The sequence below is a fragment of the Pseudarthrobacter sp. C4D7 genome, assembly GCF_013359725.1.
Taxonomy (GTDB): domain Bacteria; phylum Actinomycetota; class Actinomycetes; order Actinomycetales; family Micrococcaceae; genus Arthrobacter.
The window spans coordinates 18760-38340 of the sequence record NZ_JABFMW010000035.1; the positions used below are offsets into that span (position 1 = coordinate 18760).

A 19581-nucleotide genomic window follows, 5' to 3' on the forward strand; every position below is an offset into this window, starting at 1 on the left:
ACGTTGCTGTCATCGCCAGGCGATGGGGATCCGGCACGTCGGGCGGGGTGGACTGTTGCCGCTGGAGCTTCAGGGTTTCACCCGCCGCGGGTGCCATTGAAAATGCGGCTCCGTACCAAAGTAAACGTTTTCTTGACTCCTGTATAGCCCTTTGTTAGTTTTTGAGAAACCGTTTTCTGCACAACGCATCACTCAACCCTAAATGAGAAGCCGAGGGGCACAACAATGAAGTTTGGTCTCAGAAAATCCGTCGTGGGAGTCACCGGCGCGATCGCCGCCCTTTCACTTGCACTGACCGGCTGCGGCAACAGCCCGCAGGCCGGAAAGGTGGGCACCGCGGAAGACCCGGTCACCATCAGGTTCGCCTGGTGGGGCAACGATTCCCGGGCCAAGACCACCATGGAGGTCATCAAGGCCTTCGAAGCTGCCAACCCGACCATCAAGGTCCAGGGCGAAAACACCGAGTACAGCTCGTACTGGGACAAGATGGCCACCCAGATCGCGGGCGGAACCATGCCGGACGTGATTGCCATGAGCGGGGCCTACCCCAGTGAGTACGCCAGCCGCGGCGTCCTGCTGGACCTGGACAAGGTCAAGGACCAGATAGACACATCGAAGTTCGCCGAGGGCACCGTGGACCTGGGCAAGATCGACGGCAAGCAGTACACCATCACCGCGGGCGTCAATTCGATGTCAATGGTCCTGGACCCCACGGTTTTCGAAGCAGCAGGGGTTGCCATGCCGGATGACGAGAAGTGGACGTGGGACGATTACGCGCAGATCGCCGCGGAAATCACCAAGAAATCCCCGGCCGGCACGTTTGGCACCACCCCCATGGCCAACGACTCGTTCCTCGCCGTCTGGGCGCGCCAGAACGGCGAGGACCTGTACACGGACGACGGCAAGAAAATGGGCCTCAGCGAGGACACCCTGACCCGCTGGTTTGAACTCAACAAGAAGCTGATGGACACCGGCGGCGCCCCCTCCGCGTCGCAGACGGTGGAGGACGGTTCGGCGCAGCCGGAGATGACCCTGATGGGACAGGGAAAGCAGGGCATGAAGATCTCCTGGAGCAACCAGATGACGTCCTACTCCGGGGCGCCCCTGGTCATGGCCAAGCTGCCCGGCGAAAGCAAGAAGCCCGGCGCCTGGCTCCGGTCCTCGATGGAATACGCCATCTCCTCCAAGTCCGCACAGCCCAAGGAAGCGGCCCTCTTCATCAACTACCTGGTCAACAACATGGACGCCGCCTCAAAGATCAAGAGTGACCGGGGCATGCCGGCCAACACCGAGCTCAAGGCAGGCATCACTCCGCTGCTGAAGGAAACGCAGCAAAAAGAGGCCGCGTACCTGGACCGCATCGCCGACCTCAAAGTCCAGGCCCCCAAGCCGTTCCCGGCCGGGTCCTCGGCAACCATGGAAGTACTGAACCGCTACAACACGGATGTACTCTTCGGAAAGATCTCACCCCGGGATGCGGCCAAGGGCATGCTTTCCGAGGTGAACCAAAACCTCGGCTGACCATTGCGCACCACGGGAGCAGCCAGGACCCATCACCGAAACGAGGCAGGCCATATGGCTCCACGGCCCAGCGCCATTGCAGGCTACGACGACTGGCCTGCTTACGTCCGGAACAACCCCCGGCACCAGGCCCCCACCGCCGCGGCCCAGGAACTGTCGGACGCCCTGGGCGTGCCGGGTGCAGGTGAGCTGCCGGAGGTCACGGTGCACTGGGAGGAAACGTACGACGGCGCCACCACCTCCCAGCTCAGCTGGCAGTTGGGCTTCGGGCCCCGGACCACGGCCTGGCTGGTCCGGCCGGCTGGAAGTACCGGGCCACTGCCGGGAGTCCTGGCCCTGCACTGCCACGGCGGCAACAAGTTCGGCGGCGCCGACCGGCTGGTGGACCTTCCGGAAAACCACCCGTCGGCAGCCGCTGCCCGCAGCGGGCTCTATGAAGGCCGCGCACTGGCCACCGATACTGCCCGCCGCGGTTTCGCTGTCCTGGCGCACGACACGTTCTCCTGGGGCAGCCGGAAATTCGACCTTTCAACCCCGCCGTGGCGCACCGGTTCGGCAACTGCGGCGAGGCAGGCACAGTGGCGGGAGGACGGCGTCGTTCCTTCCGACGCGGACCAATACAATGCCGCGGCAGGGTTCCATGAGGACACTGCTGCCAAGGCCGCGGGGCTGCTGGGGACCAGCCTGGCGGGCATGGTGGCGCACGACGACCTCGCTGCACTGGACATCCTGGCAACCCTGCCAGGCGTGGACGCGGGCAGCCTCGGCTGCATCGGGTTCTCCGGCGGAGGCGGGAGGTCGCTGGCCCTGGCGGCACTCAGCCCCCGCATCCGGGCGGCAGTGGTGACGTGCATGATGACCACTTTCGAATCCCTCTTCCCCGCCTACCTGGACGCGCATTCATGGCTGCTGCAGACCCCCGGGTTGTGGCGGCTGGGCGATTGGCCGGAACTTACCGCCCGATCGGCGGCCGCCCGGTTCCTGGTGCAGTACGCCCTGGCGGACGAACTCTTCCCGGAAGAGGGGATGCGCCAGGCGCACCAAATGCTTGAATCCCTGCACTCCGGATCGGACAACTACAGCGGCAGCTTCTGGCCGGGGGGCCATGTCTTCACCGCAGCCATGCAGGACGAAGCCCTCGATTTCCTGGCCCACACCCTGGCCGCCCGGCCGGCCTCCACCACATCCCAAGGACCCTCATGACCACCCAGCACTCCACCACCGCGGACCCGCAGCACCAGCGGGCCGCCTCCATTGCCGTCCCGAGGGTGGCCCTGGTAGGCGTTCACGGCTTCGGCGAGCGCCACCTTGCCAACCTGTCCCGGCTTGAACAGGCCGGTGCCCTGGAGTTGGTGGCCGTAGCCGATCCCAACCCGCCGCAGTCCGGCACCCTTGACGGCCGGGTGGCTGTGTTCCCCGACCTGGACGGGCTGCTGGCCGCCCGGCCGGGGGTCGACGTCGTTATTCTCGCAACACCGATCCAAACGCATGCCCCGCTGGCGGTAACCGCGCTGCAAGCCGGAATGGACGTCTACGTCGAGAAGCCGCCGGTGGCTTCCCTGGCACAGTTTGAGAAAGTCCTTGCTGCGGCCCGGGACAACGGGCGCCTGGTCCAGGTGGGCTTCCAAAGCCTGGGGTCCCATGCGCTGCCGGCCATCTCTGGCCTGATCGATGCCGGTGGCATCGGCACCGTCCTGGGCATCAGCGCCACCGGGCAGTGGCTGCGCACCAAGGCATACTTCAAGCGCTCCCGCTGGGCCGGGAAGCGCAGCCTTGACGGCACTGATGTGGTGGACGGCGTGGCAACCAATGCGCTGGCCCACGCCGTTGCCACCGCACTGCATGTCGCCGGTGCGCACACCCTTGACGATGTGGCCTCCGTGGAAACAGATCTGTACCGGGCCCACGCCACCGAGAGCGACGACACGTCGGTCATCCGGGTCCGTACGGCCGGCGGCGCCACGGTGCTGTGCGCCCTCACCCTCTGCGCCCCCGAACAGCTGGACCCCACTGTGACTGTCCACGGCACCCTGGGCGACATCACGCTTTCCTACACCCAGGACGAGGTGGTCATCACCACCCCAGAGGGTGAGCGCCGGGAGCAGTACGGCCGGACCGATCTCCTGGAGAACCTGCTGGACGCCCGCGCCACCGGAGCGCCGCTGCTCTCGCCGCTGCAGCACACCGGCGCCTTCACCGCCGTCCTCGAAGCCGTCCGCACCTCCCCCGCGCCCGCGGCGATTGACCCCGGATCCATCTCCTGGGAAGGCGCCGGCGACGACGCCCACCCCGTGGTCCACGGCATCAGCGACGTGATCGAACGGGCGATCAAGGCGCAGGCAACGTTCGCCGAACTCGGCGTGCCGTGGGCCCGGGCCATCCCGCCCGTCCGAACCCTGACGCTGGACGGGCATCCCGTAGCGGACTACCAGGACGGGAGCCAGATCCGCGCCGTCTCCTCGCCACGGCCCTACCTCCACCCCGTCAGGACCCTCGGCGGCACCGTGGTGACGGACCACCAACCCCTGGACCACGTCTGGCATCTGGGTGCCGGCGTGGCCCTCCAGGACGTGGACGGCGTCAACTTCTGGGGCGGCCGCACGTACACCAGGGACGCCGGCGCGTACGTCTGGCGCCCCGACCACGGGCGCATCAGCACCACGGCCATCCACCAGACCGATGCCGGTGGCGGCCACGGGGGCCGGTTGCAGGAGACCCTAAGCTGGAGCGGGCCCAGCGGCTCCCCCGTCCTCCTGGAGGAACGCACCTGGACATGGTCCGGCGTCGCGCCTTCCACGTGGCGGCTGTCCCTGGACTTCGCACTGTCACCGGCCGGGGACCAGCCCGTAAGCCTGGGCAGCCCCGGCTCCAACGGCCGCTTCGAAGGCGGCTACGGCGGATTCTTCTGGCGGCTGCCGGAATGCCGGGAGCCGGCGGTGTGGACGCCCGCCGGCAGGGGCGAGCAGGAAACCCACGGCAGCGTCACCCGCTGGCTCGCCTGGTCCGGAACGTTCGACGGCGGCCCGGCCACCCTGGTGTTCGTTGCCCCCGAAGGCTCCACGGACCCTTGGTTCGTCCGGCTGGAAGGCTACCCCGGTGTCGGCCAGTCGCTGGCCTGGGACCGCCCCGTTATCGCCGAGCCCGGACACCCGGTGCGGCGGCATGTCACCGTCTTCGTGGCCGACGGAATCCTGGCCACCGCCGACATCAACGCACTGATCAACCACCAGGGGGACCCGTCATGACGCAGACAACAACCGCAGCCGCTCCCCCGCAGGAGGCCCGCCAGGCGCCCGGATCGCCGGCGGACCGGGCCATCAAGCGGCGCCGCGTCCTGGACATCCTGGACGCGGCCGGACGCGATTCACTGCTCCTCACCACCAACACGGCCTTGACCTGGTACCTGGACGGCAGCAGGGTCCACATCAGCCTGGCCGGCGACCCCATCGCCGCGCTGCTGGTTGCGCGCGACGGCGACCACCTGGTGACATTCAACAATGAGGCCGGCAGGATCGCCGCTGAGGAACTCCCGCTGGGGGTCAACCTGCATACCGTCCCCTGGCATGCCAGCCTCCTCCAGGCAGCGGCAACCGTAGGCAGTGACGCCCTGCCGCCGCTGTCCGAGGCTGACGTGGCCGCCGAACTGCGCGCGGCCCGCCAGCAACTCCTTCCTGCGGAAACCGCCCGCTACTCCCTGCTCGGCGCGGAACTGGCCGCGATCATGACGGACGTCCTCTCCGCAGCCCGGCCGGACACGACAGAATTCGGGCTGGCCTCGGCGCTGGCCGCCCGGGTTGTGGCTGCCGGCGCGGAGCCGCTGGTGCTGCTGTGCAACGGCAGTTCCCGCAGCACGTTCCGCCATCCGCTGGCCACGCACGCGCCCCTCGGCCGGCGTGCCATGGCCGTGGTGTGCGCCCGCCGTGACGGCATGGTTGCCAACATCACCCGCTGGGTGAGATTCGACGCCGGCACACCGGAGGAGCGCGACGCCGAGGCCCGGATCGCGGCCGTGGAAGCGGACATTTTCGACGCCACGGTTCCGGGCGCGCGGCTGGACAGGATCCTTGATGAGATCAAGGCAGCCTATGTGCGGCACGGTTTCGGGGCGGACCAGTGGGAGCAACACCACCAGGGCGGCCCGGCCGGTTACGCGGGGCGGGATCCCCGGGTCACCGCGTCGGCCACGGACACCGTGGTGTTGGGCCAGGCCTTTACCTGGAACCCGTCCGGGCCCGGCGTCAAGATCGAGGACACCGTCCAGCTCACGGAGTCCGGGCTGAGCATCCTCACCGTGGACCCGCGCTGGCCGGCGGCCACCGTGAACGGGCTGGAACGGCCGGCAACGCTGCAGCTGTAGCTTTGCCGCCAGGAACGAAAAAAACCCCGGGACCGAAGTCCCGGGGTTTTTTGTTTGCTGGCTGGTTTTGGCCGTTTCCCGGCGGCTAGGGAAGCTGCAGTTCCCCGTCCACGCGGCGCGGGATGCCCAGCGGGTTGCCCTCGCGCAGGGCGGGGTGCAGCACGTCCCCGGGGGCGTCCTGGTACGCCACGGGGCGCTGGAACCGGCGGACCGCGGTGGCTCCCACGGAGGTGAACAGCGAGGTGGTGGCCGGGTACGGTCCGCCGTGCTGCTGGGCCCAGTTGACGGCGACGCCGGTGGGCCAGCCACCAAACAGTACGCGTCCGGCCAGGCCGGAGAGCTGTTCCACCAGCGCCGCGATGTCCTCGCCGGGCTCACTGTGGACGGTGGCCGTCAGGCTGCCCGGGACCTTGGCCAGGACGGCTGACAGTTCCTCCCGGTCTGCGTACTCGATGAGGATGGTGGTGGGTCCGAAGCACTCTTCGAGCAGCTGTTCCGGATTGTCCAGCACCTTGGCGGCAGTGGTGGCAAAGACCACCGGAGCCGCACCGTTGGCAGCTGCGTCCTGGTCCACGGTGCCGCCCACCACCTCCACCCCGTCCACGGATGCAAAGCTGCGCAGCCCGTCAGGGTACGCCTCGGCAATCCTGCCGGTCAGCATGGCGTGGGCGGGTTTGTCCTTGCTGGCTTCCGCCACGTCCGCCGCGAACGATGTTCCGGCGGGAATGAACACCAGGCCGGGCTTGGTGCAGAACTGGCCCGCCCCAAGGGTGAAGGAGCCGGCCAGCCCCGCGGCGAGTTCGGCGGAGCGGGCCTGGAGTGCCGCCGCCGTGATGACCACGGGGTTCAGGCTGCCCAGCTCGCCGTAGAACGGGATGGGGTCCGGGCGTGAGGTGGCAAGGTCGAACAGCGCGCGGCCGGCGGGAATGGACCCGGTGAAGCCTACGGCCTTGATGGCGGGGTCCTGGACCAGGGCTGTGCCTGCGTCCCGGCCGCTGACCAGCGCGAATAGGCCCTCAGGTGCACCTGCGCCGCGAAGGGCGTCGGCGACGATTTCCGCCGTACGCTCCGACAGGCGGAGATGGCCCGAGTGCGCCTTGACCACCACCGGGCAGCCGACGGCGAGCGCCGAGGCGGTGTCGCCGCCGGCCACGGAGAAGGCGAACGGGAAGTTGGACGCGGAGAAGACGGCCACGGGGCCGATGGGCTTGAGGATGCGGCGCAGGTCCGGCTTTGGCGGGGTGGCTGATGGATCGGCGTGGTCGATGATGGCCTCCAGGTAGGAGCCCTCGGTGATCACGCGGGCGAACAGGCGAAGCTGCCCCGTGGTCCGGGCCACTTCCCCCGCGAGGCGGGGCACTCCCAGGTTGGTCTCGGCGTCCGCGATGTCCACCAGTTCGGCGGCGTTGGCGTCCAGGGCGTCCGCTACCGCGTGCAGCCACCCGGCGCGCTCGGCGTCGGTGGCTGCGGCGGAAGTCCTGGCGGCTTCCGTGGCGGCAGCGGTGAGCTCGGACAGGGAAAGGGTTGCAGTTCTCACGTCAGGTACCTGTTCGTCGTCGTATGGAAAAGAGTGCTTACAGCGTGTCCCGGAAGCTGAATCCCAGCCCCGGCTGGTCCGTGGTGGTCACCCTGCTGTTGCTGAACCGGACCGGTGAGGGGCCGGCCAGGATGCCCAGCTGCTCGAAGGACGCTTCCTCCACATCCTCCACCATGGTGGGCTCGGCCAGGGTCAGGGCCAGTTGCCCCGAGAGTTCCGGCAGCAGGTGCGGCATGACCTTGATGCTGTTGGTCCGCGCCATCTCCACGATCCGCCGGAACGGGGTGATGCCTCCTACCCTGATGATGTTGGGCTGGATGATGTCCACCGCCTCCGCCTCGATGAAATCGCGGAACCGGTAGATGGTGTGCAGGTTTTCGCCCAGGGCAATGGGAACCGGCGAATGCTTCCGCAGCCTCCGGTAGGCCCAGAGGTCATCAGCGCGGATGGGTTCCTCCAGCCATTCCAGCCCATAGCCGGCGAGCACATCCAGGGCGCGGAGGGTAGTGGGCAGGTCCCACCGCTGGTTGGCGTCGATCATGAGCCGGCGGTCCGGGCCCAGCACCTCCCGGACGGCGGCGAGCCGCTCTGCGTCTTCGCGGATGTCCGGTTTGCCCACCTTGATCTTGACCGCCCGGTGGCCGGCGGCAACCCAGCGTTCAACCTGCGCCACCAGTTCTTCCAGCGTGTAATGCAGGTTCACCCCGGAGCCGTAGACCTCGGCCGAGTCCTGCCGCTGGCCGATGAGGCCGGTCACCGAGGCACCGGCGCGGCGGGCCTGCAAATCCCAGAGGGCAAGGTCCACGCCCGCCATGGCAATCGTGGTGAGTCCACCGCCGCCGGCCTCATGCAGCCGCTTCCACAGTGCGTCCCACACCGCCTCCGGATTCGCCGGAAGGCCGGTGATGAAGGGAGCGATGTCGCAGTCCAGCAGCGCCTTCACGGCCTGGGGGCCAATGGTGGGGGTCCAGGAAAACCCGTGCCCCGCGCCGCCGTCGTCCGTGGAAAGTTCGGTGACGATCACGTGGTTCTCGGGCGCCTCCACACCCCAGCTGCGGCGCAGCGGAACGGTCAGGAGCCGGGTGGTCAGCCCGGTGATGCGGGGAACGGTGCGGAGGGATTCCACGGCCGGTGCGGTCATCAGCGGCCGGCCAGCTCGTAGCCCCTGGCGAGGACAGCTTTGAGTTCAACCAGCTGTTCCTCGGTGGGATCAACCAGCGGCGGCCGGACGGAACCGACAGGGAGTCCGCCAAGGCGCAAGCCCGCCTTGATCAGCGAAACACCGAACCCGGGAGTCTGGTCGCGCAGGCGGACCAAGGGGGCGTAGAAGCCCTCCAGGAGGGCGTTGCGGCGGTCCTCGTCCCCGGAGACGTAAGCGTCGTAATAGGCCTTGGCGATTTCCGGGGCCATGGCAAACGCTGCCGAGGAGTAGAGCGGGATGCCCAGTCCGCGGTAGGCACCCTGCGTGAGCTCGGCGGTCAGCAGGCCGTTGAACAGCGCAAAGTCTTCCCGGCCGGAGGCCCTGACGGCGGAGACGATTTCCTGGGCCAGGCCCACGTCCCCCAGTCCGTCCTTGAAGCCGATGACCTTGGGATTTGCGGCCAGCTTGGCCATGGAGGCGGCGGTGAATTTGGCGTTGCCGCGGTGGTAGACAATGACCGGCAGGCTGCTGGCGTTGGCGACGGCTTCGATGTACGCCACCAGGCCGTCGGTGGGGCCGGTGACCAGGTAGGGCGGCAGCACCAGGAGGGCGTCGGCACCTGCCTCTTCAGCTGCCCGGGCGGCTGCCAGGGCGTGCCCCAGCGGTCCGCCTGCACCCGCCACGACCGGAACCGCGCCTGCGACAACCTCGACGGCGGCCGCCACCACGGTGCGGACCTCCTCGATGCTGAGGGCATGGAATTCGCCGGTGCCGCAGGCGGGGAAGACCCCGCCGGGGCCGAAGGGCAGCCGCGAGCTGATGTGTTCCTTGAGCAGTTCCACGTCCACGGTGCCTTCGGCGGTGAACGGGGTGACGGGAAAGAACAGTACGCCGTCGAATTTCATGGTGTCTCCTTGCCTCCGCCGCCGGCGGTAACCAGCGCGGTGGCCTCGTCGTTGAGGGTGGATTTCAGTTCGGTACGCCAGCTGCGCTTGGGCTGCCAGCCCAGCAGGGCCTGGGCTTTGGCAATGGAGAAGGCGGGGCTGGTGCCGGTGAGGCCTGAACTCAGCGCCTCACTTCCCGGCAGGAACTTGGGCATGAGCTCCGCCAGGGGCGCCGTTGCGAGGGCGTCGGCGGCCCCCACAAAGAAGGTTTCGCCGTTGGGGATGCTGTCCATCTTCCGCAGCAGCAGATCCAGGAAGTCGGCCACGTCCCGCGCGTCCACATAGTTGAACAGCGCGGGTGCGGAAAGGGCGGGGTCGGCAAGCCGTTCGGCGAGCGTGTGCCCCTGCTGCGTGGGGGCGCCTTCCCACTCCTCCGGGGAGATCACGAAGCAGGGCCGGAACGCTGCGTAGCGGATCTTTTCCCCCTGGGCGGCGGCGAACATCTCCACGGTCTGTTCGGCAATGTGCTTGGAGAGCGCGTACGCGTTCCACGGCTTGGGCGGGGTCCGCTCATCGAGTGGGAACGACGGCGGCAGCCAGCCTGCCGGGCAGCCGTAACCAAGGACGGTGGGGCTGCTGGCCGTGACCACCTTGGGGACGCCCAGTTCCGTCGCCGCACTGATGACGGCGAAGGCGAGCCGGGTGTTGGTGGCAAATATGACGTCCTCAGGCGCGCTGAAGGGCACCGCGATCGCCGCCAGGTGGACGACGGCGTCGGGCGTGGCTTCCCGGAGGAGGCGGAGTGCCTCGCCGGGGGCCAGCAGGTCGGCGGTCTCCTGCACGACGCCGGCGGGCAGCAGTTCTGCGGGTACGGCGTCGCGGTCCACCGAGATGACGTGGTGGCCGGCCTGGGCCAGCCCGGCCACCACGCTGCGGCCCAGGCGTCCGGAGCCGCCGGTAACAAGAATCCTGCTCATGGTCTTTCCCTACTTGCCGCGGCGAAGGTCGACGCCGAGGTCCAGGTCCTCAACGCGGACGGGCAGCGAAGTTTCCAAGGACCGGTTGCCGGCGATCCCCACGGAAACGGACCGCAGCCCGTCCAGGTAGCCGGAGGGGCGGCCCAGCGGGTCCTCGCCCGGACCGTTGAAGAGGTCGGAGAGCAGCAGCTCGTCACCGCCGCCATGTCCGCCCTCGCCGTTGATGATGGGCACCTCGTAGGCGGCTTCCCAATGGCGCTGGACCACCAGGCGTTCGCCGTTGCGGCGGATGGCGTCCTCTTCCTCAACCGGCGTTGCGCTCGGGTCCACCACCGTCTTCTGGTCGGTGCTGTGCAGCACGGCGGCGCGTTCCACCACCTCAAGCTCGGCGCGGCCCTCGGTGCCGTTGACGGCAACCCGGTACCCCTCCCACGGGCTGTGGGCGTTCAGGGAGTAGCTCAGCCGGGGTCCCCCCTGGTATTCGACGACGAGTGCCAGGTTGTCCTCGATGGTGATGCCGCCGGTGAAGACATCCTGGTCGCGGCGGTAGCCGTCGTAGTGCTCATTGTCCAGGAACAGCGCTTTGAGCCGCTCGTCTTCCCTCAGGTCCAGCGCAAAGGGGTCCTTTTCCGCAGCGGGGGCGCCGGCGTCGGGCGTTCCACGCTCGGGCCGTGGACCCAGGCCGCGTTCGGCTGCGTTCTTGTCGCCATAGAACTTCAGCCCACCGGAGGCGAAGACCCGCTCCGGGACGTCGTCGATCCACCAGTTGACCAGGTCGAAGTGGTGGGAGGCCTTGTGGATGAGGAGCCCGCCGGAGTTTTTCTTTTCGCGGTGCCAGCGGCGGAAGTAGTCCGCGCCGTGCACGGTGTCCAGGACCCAGCTGAAGTCCACCGAGGTGACCTTGCCGATCACGCCGCTCTGGATGATTTCCTTGAGCGCGCTGTTGCGGGGCGAGTACCGGTAGTTGAAGGTGACCACCACGCTGCGGCCGGTCTCGTGGACGGCCCGGGTGATCCGGCGGCAGCCTTCGGCATCGATCGTCAGGGGCTTTTCCACGACGACGTCGGCCCCGGCGCGGAGCCCCTCCACGATGTAGTCGGCGTGGGTGTAGTCGGGCGTGGTGACAATGACGCGGTCGATGTTGTTGGCCTGGATGAAGGCTGTGAGGTCGGCGGGATCAAAGGATGCCACGGGTCCGGGAGCACCAAGTTCCTGGATGAGCTTCTGGTAGAACTCCACGCGTCCCGGGTTCACGTCGGAGAACGCAACCAGTTCGGCCGTGTCCGCGTGCTTGCCGAAGATGGCGCGGATGTACATCTCGGAGCGGCCGCCGGTGCCGATCAGGGCGATACGGGCCTTTCGGCCGTCGTGCCGGCCTGCGAAGGCGGCGGGGTTGGCGGCGGTGGCGGTACCGGCGGCATTGCCGGGCACGGAAGCAGCTGCGGCCGGTGTGGTCTCGGCTGTGTTGACCATGGGGGTCCCTTTCGAAAGCTCATTACCCGGCCGCGGGAACGGCCGCTGTGGTGCGGCGGGGCGCTTTGGCACACCCGGTGAGAAAGCGTTTTCTCAGTTCTCTCTAGAGATTTGTATCAACACCCGCAGGGATCCGTCAACCACTCCAGGCCTGAAAGAAAACGTTTTCCAGATTGTTTAACCATCCTTTTCCGGGCGGCACGGGAAAATGTCCGGGAAAGGGTAGAAATCGCTTTCCCGGTCCCGTATATGCTGGCATTCACAGCACCCGCCGCGAGGCCGGCCTGATGCGGGCACCAACCGATCCCGCAGGCGCCGGCAGCCGGCGCAAACGAAGGGTTTCCCATGGCCAGGAAGTCGGCAAGCGGCCGGATCGGCATCGCGGACGTCGCCGTGAAGGCGGGCGTTTCCCACGCCACGGTTTCGCGCGTCATGAACGGGAACTTCACCGTCGACCCGGACATCGCCGCCCGGGTCCGGGCAGCCGCCGCTGAACTGAAGTACCAGCCCAACCCGGTGGGCCGCAGCCTGGCCCTGGGCAAGACGGACACCATCGGTATCGTGGTGCCGGACCTTGCCAACCCCACCTTCCAGGCCATCCTCCGCGGCCTGAGCCGGGCAGCAGCGCAGGACGGCTACCGCGTCCTCATTGCCGACTCGTTCGAAGTGTCCAGCGAGGAATCCATCCTGGCGGGCGAAGCGCGACGGCGCTGCGACGGCCTGGTCCTGTGCGCCCCGCGTATGACTGACGCGGAACTCGAGGAGATTGCACCCTCACTCCACCCGCTGGTGCTGATCAACCGCACCACCGCGGCGCCGGACATCCCCAGCCTGGTGGTGGATTACGGGAAGGGCGTCGAGGACATCGCCGAACACCTGGTGGAGCTTGGCCACACCCGCCTGGCCTTCCTGGCCGGGCCGCCCCGCAGCGCCTCGAACGAGCTGCGGCTCAAAGGCCTGGAGGAGTTCAAGGCCGCCCACCCCGACGTGGAGGTGACCATGCTGGAAGGCGGCTCGGATTTCAATACCGGCCACGAGGCAGTGGATGCCGTCCTGGCCAGCGGGGCAACCGGAATCCTGGCCTTCAACGACCTGGTGGCCATGGGCCTCATGAGCGGCCTCCACGAGCGGGGCCTGGACGTCCCCGGGGATATCTCGGTGACCGGCTTCGACGACATCCCCTTTGCCAGGTACACGACGCCGGCGCTCACCACCGGAGCCGTCCCCATCACCGAGCTGGGCGAGCAGGCATGGCACCAGCTCCGGGCGCTGATCCGCAAGGAAGGGAACGAAACCCCCGGCGGCCGATACCAGCCCCGACTCGAAGTGCGGGCCAGCACAGGACCCGCCAGGGCGCCGCGCAGCGCGGTCCACGGCTGACCGACTTCCAGGAACGGGAATCGATCTCCGCTAGCTCGTGGGACGGGGCTGGGCAAGGTGTTCCGCGCCCAGCCCCGCTTCTTTGTAGAAGCCCTCGATATGGGCGGCCACCAGCTGGGCGGCCCGGCCGCCATCCCCCTCCCGGACGGCGGCGAGGATGGCGTGGTGCTCGGCGTGCAGGCGGCAGGCGGTTGCCTTCCAGTCCGGCAGGTTGCCCGTCAGTTCCGCGGCGTACCCCTGGATGGATTCACGGAGCGAGCCCATCATGGCGCTGACCACCGCATTGCCTGCGGCGTTGGCCAGGGCAAGGTGGAACCGGACATCGAGGGCCAGGAATTCCTCCACGGGCAGGCCTTCCGGAGCATCCATCGCCGCCAGCAGCGCGGCCGCATCCTCAAGCTGTGGCGCGTCCCGGGTGGCCCTTGCGGCAGCCCAGGACTCCAGCAGCACCCGGGTTTCCACGATGTCCGCCACGGGCAGGTGCTGGGTGGCAACGTGCAGCCGAAGGGCCGAGCCGAGGGCGGCGGTGGGATCCGAGATCACCACCGTCCCGGAATCCGGCCCGGAGCCGACGCCGGACCGGACCACTCCCATGGCTTCGAGAACCCGGATGGCTTCGCGCACGGACGTCCGGGAGACCTGCAGCTGTTCGGCCAACGCCCGCTCCGCGGGGAGCCTGCCGCCTACGGCCAGGTCCCCGGCGGAGAGCCTCTCCTCGATCCAGTGCAAAACCAGCTGATGGGTACGCATACCCAAAATAGTAGTTGATGTGGTTGGACCACATGGCCTAGAGTGTGGTTGGACCATAGGAGGACCCATGACCCACACCATCCAGCCCAACAATCCGGAGGCTACCCCTGCCCCGGACACCACGGACATTCCCGCAGCACCGGCACCTGCCACGGCTCCGTCGTCGTCAGCCGTTCCCGCAGCCCTGAAGCGGCGCGTCCCCAAATACTCGGACCTGGCGCCCCTCATGCAGTTCAAGAAGCCGGAGTTCAGCAAAACGGCGCGGCTCCAGCGGGCCAGTACCATCTGGGAGCTGCGCGACATCGCTAAACGCCGCACCCCGAAGGCGCCCTTCGACTACACGGACGGCGCCGCTGAAGAGGAGATCACGCTGCGGCGTGCCCGCCAGGCTTTCCTGGACATCGAGTTCCGGCCCGGCATCCTGCGCAACGTCTCCAGCATCGACCTCAGCACCGAGATCCTGGGCAAGCCGTCCCGGCTGCCGGTCGGCATCGCCCCCACCGGCTTCACCCGGATGATGCAGTCCGAGGGCGAGTACGCCGGATCGCAGGCCGCCGAGGCCGCCGGCATCCCCTACACCCTGTCCACCATGGGCACCGCCTCCATCGAGGACGTCGCCGCCGCCGCGCCCAACGGCCGCAACTGGTTCCAGCTGTACCTGTGGACTGACCGGGACCGGTCCCTGGAGCTGATCGAGCGTGCCGCCAGGGCAGGCAATGACACCCTGATGGTCACCGTGGACACGGCCGTGGCCGGCGCCCGCCTCCGTGACGTCCGGAACGGGATGACTATCCCGCCCGCACTGACCGTCAAAACGGTCCTTGATGCGTCCTACCGGCCCGCCTGGTGGTTCAACTTCCTGACCCACGAGCCGCTCACGTTCGCGTCACTGTCCCGCTACACCGGCACGGTGGCGGACCTGATCAACTCGATGTTCGATCCCACCCTGACGTTCGAGGACCTGGACTGGCTGCGCGAAACCTGGAAGGGCAAGCTGGTGGTCAAGGGCATCCAGACCGTGGAGGACGCCCGCCGCGTGGTGGACCACGGCGCTGACGGGGTCATCCTGTCCAACCACGGCGGCCGCCAGCTGGACCGGGCCCCCATCCCGTTCCACTTGCTCCCCGAGGTCAAGCAGGCCTTCGCCGCGGACAACACCGATGCCGCCATCATCCTGGACACCGGCATCATGAGTGGCGCGGACATTGTGGCGGCGCTGGCCCTGGGCGCCGATTTCACGCTGATCGGCCGGGCGTACCTCTATGGCCTGATGGCCGGCGGACGCGCCGGTGTGGACCGGACCCTGCAGATTTTGGAAAAGGACATGGCGCGCACCATGGCGTTGCTGGGTGCCGGCAGCGTCTCCGAGCTCACCCCGGACCACGTGCGGCTGCTGGCCCGCTAGGCCTACTTCTTGCGCCCGAATTTGGGCAGGGCGGGAAGGTTGGCCAGCAGGTCGGCTGCCTTGGTGGCGGCCCGGCCAACGGTCCGCCCAATCTGCTGCGGAACCGTGTCGTCACTCAGCGGGGCGGCGGTTCCACCGGGGATCACGACGGCGGGGCTCAGCTCGGCTCCTTCCCTCACCAGGACAGGAGCCGGCAGGTCGGCGCGGGCTGCCTGCGCCGCAGCCGGCTCCGCGGTCCGGCGGGCCGGCGGCAGGGAGGCGGCCGCTGCCGCGACGCCTTCCTGCACGTGGGCGGGCACCGCGGGGGCTGGGGCCGCCGGACCGGTGGCTGCTGCGGTGGCGCCAGGGCCGACGTCGAACGTTCCCAACCAGCTGGCGATGCCCTCCAGGGGGCCCCGGTTCAAGGCGTAATAGCGCTTCTGGCCCTGTGCACGCATGCTGACCAGCTGTGCTTCCCGGAGGACTTTCAGGTGCTTGGAAATGGTGGGCTGGCTCGCCGCCAACTCCTCCACCAGTTCCCCCACGGCTTTGTCGCCTGCCCGAAGGGCCACCAGGATGTCCCGCCGGGTGGATTCCGCTATGACGGCAAATACGTCGTCTGTCACCATGCCTCCCACCCTAGCGACATATACGTCGAAAGGCATCAACTATTTCGGCCGTACAAACTTCCCGCCGGGCTAGTCGAACCAGGGATCCAGCCCGTGCAGCGGAAATACTGCCTTTCGGGTGGCCATGACGGTGCGGTCAACGGCGTCGTTGGGGTCGAAGCCCACTTCCCAGGAGCGCCACCAGAGTTCCACGTCGTCCCCCATGAGGGCCGGCGCCTCCCTGCCGAACTTCTCCATCACATACTGCCGCCAGTCCGCCGGCACAGGGGTCCGCAACGGCACCGGCCGTCCGGCCGCGATGGCCACCAGGTGGCTCCAGGCGCGTGGCACCACATCCAGCACGTTGTAGCCCCCGCCGCCGGTGGCGATCCAGCGGCCGCCGCAATAGCGCTCGGCCAGGTGGCCGACGGCGGTTGCCGCCTCGCGCTGCCCGTCAACGCTGAGGTTGAGGTGCGTGAGGGGGTCGCTGCGGTGCGAGTCGCAACCGTGCTGGCTGACGATCACCCCGGGTTCAAAGGCCCCCACCAGTTGCGGGACCACGGCATAGAAGGCCCGCAGCCAGCCGGCGTCGGAGGTGCCTGCGGGCAGGGCGACGTTCACGGCTGTTCCTTCAGCCGCCGGGCCGCCGATTTCGTTGGCAAATCCGGTTCCGGGAAAGAGGGTCAGCCCTGTCTCGTGCAGCGAGAGCGTGAGGACCCGGGGATCATCCCAGAAGATGTTCTGGGTGCCGTCCCCGTGGTGGGCGTCGACGTCGATATACGCCACTTTGTCTACGCCGCCGTCGAGCAGCTTCTGTACGGCCATCGCGGCGTCGTTGTAGATGCAGAACCCGCTGGCCCGTTCGCGGGCGGCGTGGTGCATGCCGCCGCCGAAGTTAACGGCATGCACGGCCGAGCCGTCCAGCACGCGCTGGGCAGCCAGCAACGAGCCGCCGGCCAGCCGGGCTGCGGCCTCGTGCATTCCGGCAAACGCGGGATCGTCCTCGGTTCCCAGCCCGCGCGCCTCATCGGGCTGGGTGGGGTCCGCACTGACCCGGCGCACAGCCGCCACGTAGTCAGGTGAGTGGACGGACTCCAACGCCGCGTCGGAAGCCACCTCGGGCGCCGCCAGCTCCACGTGGTCCAGGTCGAAGAGCCCCAGGCTGCGGGAGAGCCGCGCGGTAAGGTCCATCCGCTCCGGGGCCATGGGGTGGCCGGCACCGAAGTTGTAAGCTGTCATGTCAGGACTCCACGCAACCATTGTTGGCGGCGCGGGCTGGCTGAGTCCGGGCAGGTATGTCATCAATCACAGGCTACCCGAGCCCGCACCGCCGCCGGCCCGGCCATGACGCAGTCTTTAGTGGTTTACTACTGAAGGAAGCCGTTTCGACCGAGGAAAAGCCACACATGACGCAAAGCCAGTCGAGGCCCCGGACTCCGGCCCCCTGGCACCCCCCGGCGCAGGAGCGGGAGGGCCTCTGGATCTTCACGCGGCTGCGCGATTTCATCGATGACATTGCCAACACCTCTCCCGCACGGCTGGCGCTGACCGCGTTTGCCGCCGTCTGCACGGTGTTCACCTTCCTGCTCTCCCTGCCGGTTTCCTCAGCCGACGGAACTCCCACCCCTGTCCACCAGGCCCTGTTCACTGCCGTCTCGGCCGTGTGCGTCACGGGACTCACGGTGGTGTCGACGGCGGTCCACTGGTCCTTCTTCGGCCAGTTGGTGATCCTGGTGGGCATCTTCATCGGTGGCCTGGGCACGCTGACCCTGGCGTCGCTGCTGGCGCTCATGGTGAGCAAGCGGCTGGGTGTCCGCGGCAAGATCATTGCCGCCGAGTCCATGAACAACGCCGGCCGCCTGGGTGAGGTGGGTACGCTGCTGCGGATCGTTATCACCACGTCGGTGGTCATCGAGGCCATCCTGGCACTGGCCCTGATCCCGCGCTTCCTTACCTTGGGCGAGCCGTTCTGGCAGTCTGTCTGGCACGGTGTCTTCTACGCCATTTCATCGTTCAACAACGCCGGCTTCACCCCGCACTCGGACGGCATCGTGCCCTACGAAACGGACCTGTGGATCCTCATCCCCCTGATGGTGGGCGTCTTCCTGGGCAGCCTGGGCTTTCCCGTGGTGATGGTCCTGCAGCAGAACGGGCTGAACTGGAAAAGGTGGAACCTCCACACCAAGCTCACCATCCAGGTTTCACTCATCCTGCTCGCCGCGGGCACGTTCCTGTGGGCCCTGATGGAGTGGGACAACGCGCGGACCATCGGGCCGATGGGCCTCGGTGACAAGATCACCCACTCCCTGTTCGCCTCGGTCATGACGCGTTCGGGCGGCTTCAACCTGGTGGACCAGAACCACATGGAATCCACCACCAAGCTGCTCACCGACGCGCTGATGTTCGCCGGCGGCGGGTCGGCGTCGACGGCGGGCGGCATCAAGGTGACCACGATCGCCGTCATGTTCCTTGCAATCATTGCCGAGGCCCGCGGCGATGCCGATGTGAAGGTGTACGGCCGGACTATTCCACAGGGCACCATGCGGGTGGCCATCTCCGTGATCGTTGCCGGCGCCACCTTGGTCTCCGTCTCCGCTTTCCTGCTCCTGCAGTTCAGCGGCGCGTCCCTGGACCGGGTGCTGTTCGAGACGATTTCGGCTTTCGCCACCGTTGGCCTGAGTACCGGCCTCAGCGCCGAGGTGCCGCCCGAGGGCGTCTACGTCCTCACGGCCCTCATGTTCGCCGGCCGCGTGGGCACCGTAACCCTCGCTGCTGCCCTGGCCCTGCGCCAGCGCAGCCAGCTGTACCACTACCCCGAAGAGAGGCCGATCATTGGCTAGTTCCACAGACGCCCCCCGGCGCCCTGCCCATAACGCTCCGGTCCTGGTGATCGGGCTGGGCCGCTTTGGATCATCCACCGCGGAGCAGCTGGTCAAGCAGGGCCGGGAAGTGCTCGCCATCGAACGGGACCGGAACCTGGTGCAGAAATGGGCGCCCCTCCTGACCCACGTGGTGGAGGCTGACGCCACCAATATTGACGCACTCCGCCAACTTGGCGCGCAGGAGTTCAGCTCCGCCGTCGTGGGCGTGGGCACCTCCATCGAGTCCTCGGTACTGATCACCGTGAACCTGGTGGACCTCGGCATCGAGCACCTCTGGGTCAAGGCCATCACGCCCTCGCACGGCAAGATCCTGACCCGCATCGGCGCCAACCACGTCATCTACCCCGAGGCCGACGCCGGGGTCCGCGCAGCGCACCTGGTCTCCGGGCGCATGCTGGACTTCATAGAATTCGACGACGATTTCGCCATCGTGAAGATGTATCCGCCGCGCGAAACCGTGGGCTTCACCCTGGACGAGTCGAAGGTCCGTTCCAAGTACGGCGTCACGATCGTGGGCGTGAAGTCGCCGGGCGAGGATTTCACGTACGCGCGGCCCGAGACCAAGGTGTCCTCACGGGACATGCTGATCGTCTCCGGCCACGTGGACCTGCTGGAACGGTTCGCGGCCCGGCCCTAGTTGTAATTCCCATGGAGGTTGTGAACAGCGTGGCGTGATGTAAAAAGCGA

At 67.9% G+C, this 19581-nt stretch carries 16 protein-coding genes; 8 read left to right on the forward strand and 8 right to left on the reverse strand.

Annotated features, from left to right (window positions below; genetic code table 11):
• The first annotated feature begins 225 nt into the window (after positions 1-225).
• From HNO81_RS17800 to HNO81_RS17815, 4 genes are read left to right on the forward strand one after another with little or no spacing between them, the layout of a single operon-like run.
• Positions 226-1521 carry an ABC transporter substrate-binding protein gene (locus HNO81_RS17800; RefSeq protein WP_175319436.1) on the forward strand — a complete coding sequence of 432 codons (1296 nt, stop codon included), beginning with the start codon at positions 226-228 and terminating at the stop codon, positions 1519-1521.
• A 54-nt stretch (positions 1522-1575) separates the two neighbouring features.
• Positions 1576-2724, forward strand: a complete 1149-nt coding sequence (locus HNO81_RS17805) for an acetylxylan esterase (RefSeq protein ID WP_175319437.1) — start codon at positions 1576-1578, stop codon at positions 2722-2724.
• On the forward strand, positions 2721-4766 hold the full coding sequence (locus tag HNO81_RS17810; protein WP_175319438.1) for a DUF6807 family protein: 2046 nt from the start codon (positions 2721-2723) through the stop codon (positions 4764-4766). Before HNO81_RS17805 ends, HNO81_RS17810 begins: the two co-directional genes overlap by 4 nt.
• Positions 4763-5878 (forward strand): Xaa-Pro peptidase family protein, encoded by a 1116-nt coding sequence (locus tag HNO81_RS17815; protein WP_175319439.1) that lies wholly within the window; start codon positions 4763-4765, stop codon positions 5876-5878. Before HNO81_RS17810 ends, HNO81_RS17815 begins: the two co-directional genes overlap by 4 nt.
• Before the next feature lie 85 nt (positions 5879-5963).
• On the opposite strand, the gene HNO81_RS17820 is transcribed toward HNO81_RS17815, so the two are convergent.
• The 5 genes from HNO81_RS17820 to HNO81_RS17840 are packed head-to-tail and all read right to left on the reverse strand — an operon-like array spanning position 5964 to position 11890.
• On the reverse strand, positions 5964-7415 hold the full coding sequence (locus tag HNO81_RS17820) for an aldehyde dehydrogenase (NADP(+)) (RefSeq protein ID WP_175319440.1): 1452 nt from the start codon (positions 7413-7415) through the stop codon (positions 5964-5966).
• A 37-nt stretch (positions 7416-7452) separates the two neighbouring features.
• Positions 7453-8556 (reverse strand): mandelate racemase/muconate lactonizing enzyme family protein, encoded by a 1104-nt coding sequence (locus tag HNO81_RS17825; RefSeq protein WP_175319441.1) that lies wholly within the window; start codon positions 8554-8556, stop codon positions 7453-7455.
• Positions 8556-9461 carry a 5-dehydro-4-deoxyglucarate dehydratase gene (locus HNO81_RS17830; protein WP_175319442.1) on the reverse strand — a complete coding sequence of 302 codons (906 nt, stop codon included), beginning with the start codon at positions 9459-9461 and terminating at the stop codon, positions 8556-8558. The genes HNO81_RS17825 and HNO81_RS17830 overlap by 1 nt, the downstream gene beginning before the upstream one ends.
• Positions 9458-10417: an NAD(P)-dependent oxidoreductase gene (locus tag HNO81_RS17835; protein ID WP_175319443.1), complete on the reverse strand. Its 960-nt coding sequence runs from the start codon at positions 10415-10417 to the stop codon at positions 9458-9460. The genes HNO81_RS17830 and HNO81_RS17835 overlap by 4 nt, the downstream gene beginning before the upstream one ends.
• Before the next feature lie 9 nt (positions 10418-10426).
• Positions 10427-11890 (reverse strand): Gfo/Idh/MocA family protein, encoded by a 1464-nt coding sequence (locus HNO81_RS17840; protein ID WP_175319444.1) that lies wholly within the window; start codon positions 11888-11890, stop codon positions 10427-10429.
• 345 nt (positions 11891-12235) lie between these two features.
• Here HNO81_RS17840 and HNO81_RS17845 point away from each other — a divergent pair, with 345 nt between their 5' ends.
• A complete protein-coding gene (locus HNO81_RS17845) occupies positions 12236-13270 on the forward strand; it encodes a LacI family DNA-binding transcriptional regulator (protein WP_175319445.1) in 1035 nt (344 codons plus the stop codon).
• 30 nt (positions 13271-13300) lie between these two features.
• Here the strand turns inward: HNO81_RS17845 and HNO81_RS17850 are convergent, their stop codons facing one another.
• The gene (locus HNO81_RS17850; RefSeq protein WP_175319446.1) at positions 13301-14020 is read right to left on the reverse strand and encodes a FadR/GntR family transcriptional regulator; all 720 of its coding nucleotides are present in this window, start codon (positions 14018-14020) and stop codon (positions 13301-13303) included.
• A gap of 67 nt (positions 14021-14087) precedes the next feature.
• On the opposite strand from HNO81_RS17850, the gene HNO81_RS17855 reads away from it, so the two are divergent.
• Positions 14088-15425, forward strand: a complete 1338-nt coding sequence (locus HNO81_RS17855) for an alpha-hydroxy acid oxidase (RefSeq protein ID WP_305791428.1) — start codon at positions 14088-14090, stop codon at positions 15423-15425.
• 2 nt (positions 15426-15427) lie between these two features.
• Here the strand turns inward: HNO81_RS17855 and HNO81_RS17860 are convergent, their stop codons facing one another.
• Positions 15428-16033 (reverse strand): helix-turn-helix transcriptional regulator, encoded by a 606-nt coding sequence (locus HNO81_RS17860; RefSeq protein WP_175319447.1) that lies wholly within the window; start codon positions 16031-16033, stop codon positions 15428-15430.
• Between the two features lie 69 nt (positions 16034-16102).
• The gene (locus tag HNO81_RS17865; protein ID WP_175319448.1) at positions 16103-17314 is read right to left on the reverse strand and encodes an acetoin utilization protein AcuC; all 1212 of its coding nucleotides are present in this window, start codon (positions 17312-17314) and stop codon (positions 16103-16105) included.
• Positions 17315-17418: 104 nt separating this feature from the next.
• Between HNO81_RS17865 and HNO81_RS17870 the strand changes: the two genes are divergently transcribed.
• Together HNO81_RS17870 and HNO81_RS17875 are read left to right on the forward strand one after the other, a co-directional pair.
• Positions 17419-18852 carry a TrkH family potassium uptake protein gene (locus tag HNO81_RS17870; protein ID WP_175319449.1) on the forward strand — a complete coding sequence of 478 codons (1434 nt, stop codon included), beginning with the start codon at positions 17419-17421 and terminating at the stop codon, positions 18850-18852.
• Positions 18845-19531, forward strand: coding sequence for a TrkA family potassium uptake protein (locus tag HNO81_RS17875; protein WP_026265713.1), 687 nt, complete (start codon positions 18845-18847; stop codon positions 19529-19531). The genes HNO81_RS17870 and HNO81_RS17875 overlap by 8 nt, the downstream gene beginning before the upstream one ends.
• Positions 19532-19581 lie beyond the last annotated feature (50 nt).

What these genes read in the sequence shown, in the direction of transcription:
- HNO81_RS17800 (WP_175319436.1), top strand. Translation starts at nt 226, where the DNA reads ATGAAGTTTGGTCTCAGAAAATCCGTCGTGGGAGTCACCGGCGCGATC.
- HNO81_RS17805 (WP_175319437.1), top strand. Translation starts at nt 1,576, where the DNA reads ATGGCTCCACGGCCCAGCGCCATTGCAGGCTACGACGACTGGCCTGCT.
- HNO81_RS17810 (WP_175319438.1), top strand. Translation starts at nt 2,721, where the DNA reads ATGACCACCCAGCACTCCACCACCGCGGACCCGCAGCACCAGCGGGCC.
- HNO81_RS17815 (WP_175319439.1), top strand. Translation starts at nt 4,763, where the DNA reads ATGACGCAGACAACAACCGCAGCCGCTCCCCCGCAGGAGGCCCGCCAG.
- HNO81_RS17825 (WP_175319441.1), bottom strand. Translation starts at nt 8,556, where the DNA reads ATGACCGCACCGGCCGTGGAATCCCTCCGCACCGTTCCCCGCATCACC.
- HNO81_RS17830 (WP_175319442.1), bottom strand. Translation starts at nt 9,461, where the DNA reads ATGAAATTCGACGGCGTACTGTTCTTTCCCGTCACCCCGTTCACCGCC.
- HNO81_RS17835 (WP_175319443.1), bottom strand. Translation starts at nt 10,417, where the DNA reads ATGAGCAGGATTCTTGTTACCGGCGGCTCCGGACGCCTGGGCCGCAGC.
- HNO81_RS17840 (WP_175319444.1), bottom strand. Translation starts at nt 11,890, where the DNA reads ATGGTCAACACAGCCGAGACCACACCGGCCGCAGCTGCTTCCGTGCCC.
- HNO81_RS17845 (WP_175319445.1), top strand. Translation starts at nt 12,236, where the DNA reads ATGGCCAGGAAGTCGGCAAGCGGCCGGATCGGCATCGCGGACGTCGCC.
- HNO81_RS17850 (WP_175319446.1), bottom strand. Translation starts at nt 14,020, where the DNA reads ATGCGTACCCATCAGCTGGTTTTGCACTGGATCGAGGAGAGGCTCTCC.
- HNO81_RS17855 (WP_305791428.1), top strand. Translation starts at nt 14,088, where the DNA reads ATGACCCACACCATCCAGCCCAACAATCCGGAGGCTACCCCTGCCCCG.
- HNO81_RS17860 (WP_175319447.1), bottom strand. Translation starts at nt 16,033, where the DNA reads ATGGTGACAGACGACGTATTTGCCGTCATAGCGGAATCCACCCGGCGG.
- HNO81_RS17865 (WP_175319448.1), bottom strand. Translation starts at nt 17,314, where the DNA reads ATGACATACCTGCCCGGACTCAGCCAGCCCGCGCCGCCAACAATGGTT.
- HNO81_RS17870 (WP_175319449.1), top strand. Translation starts at nt 17,419, where the DNA reads ATGACGCAAAGCCAGTCGAGGCCCCGGACTCCGGCCCCCTGGCACCCC.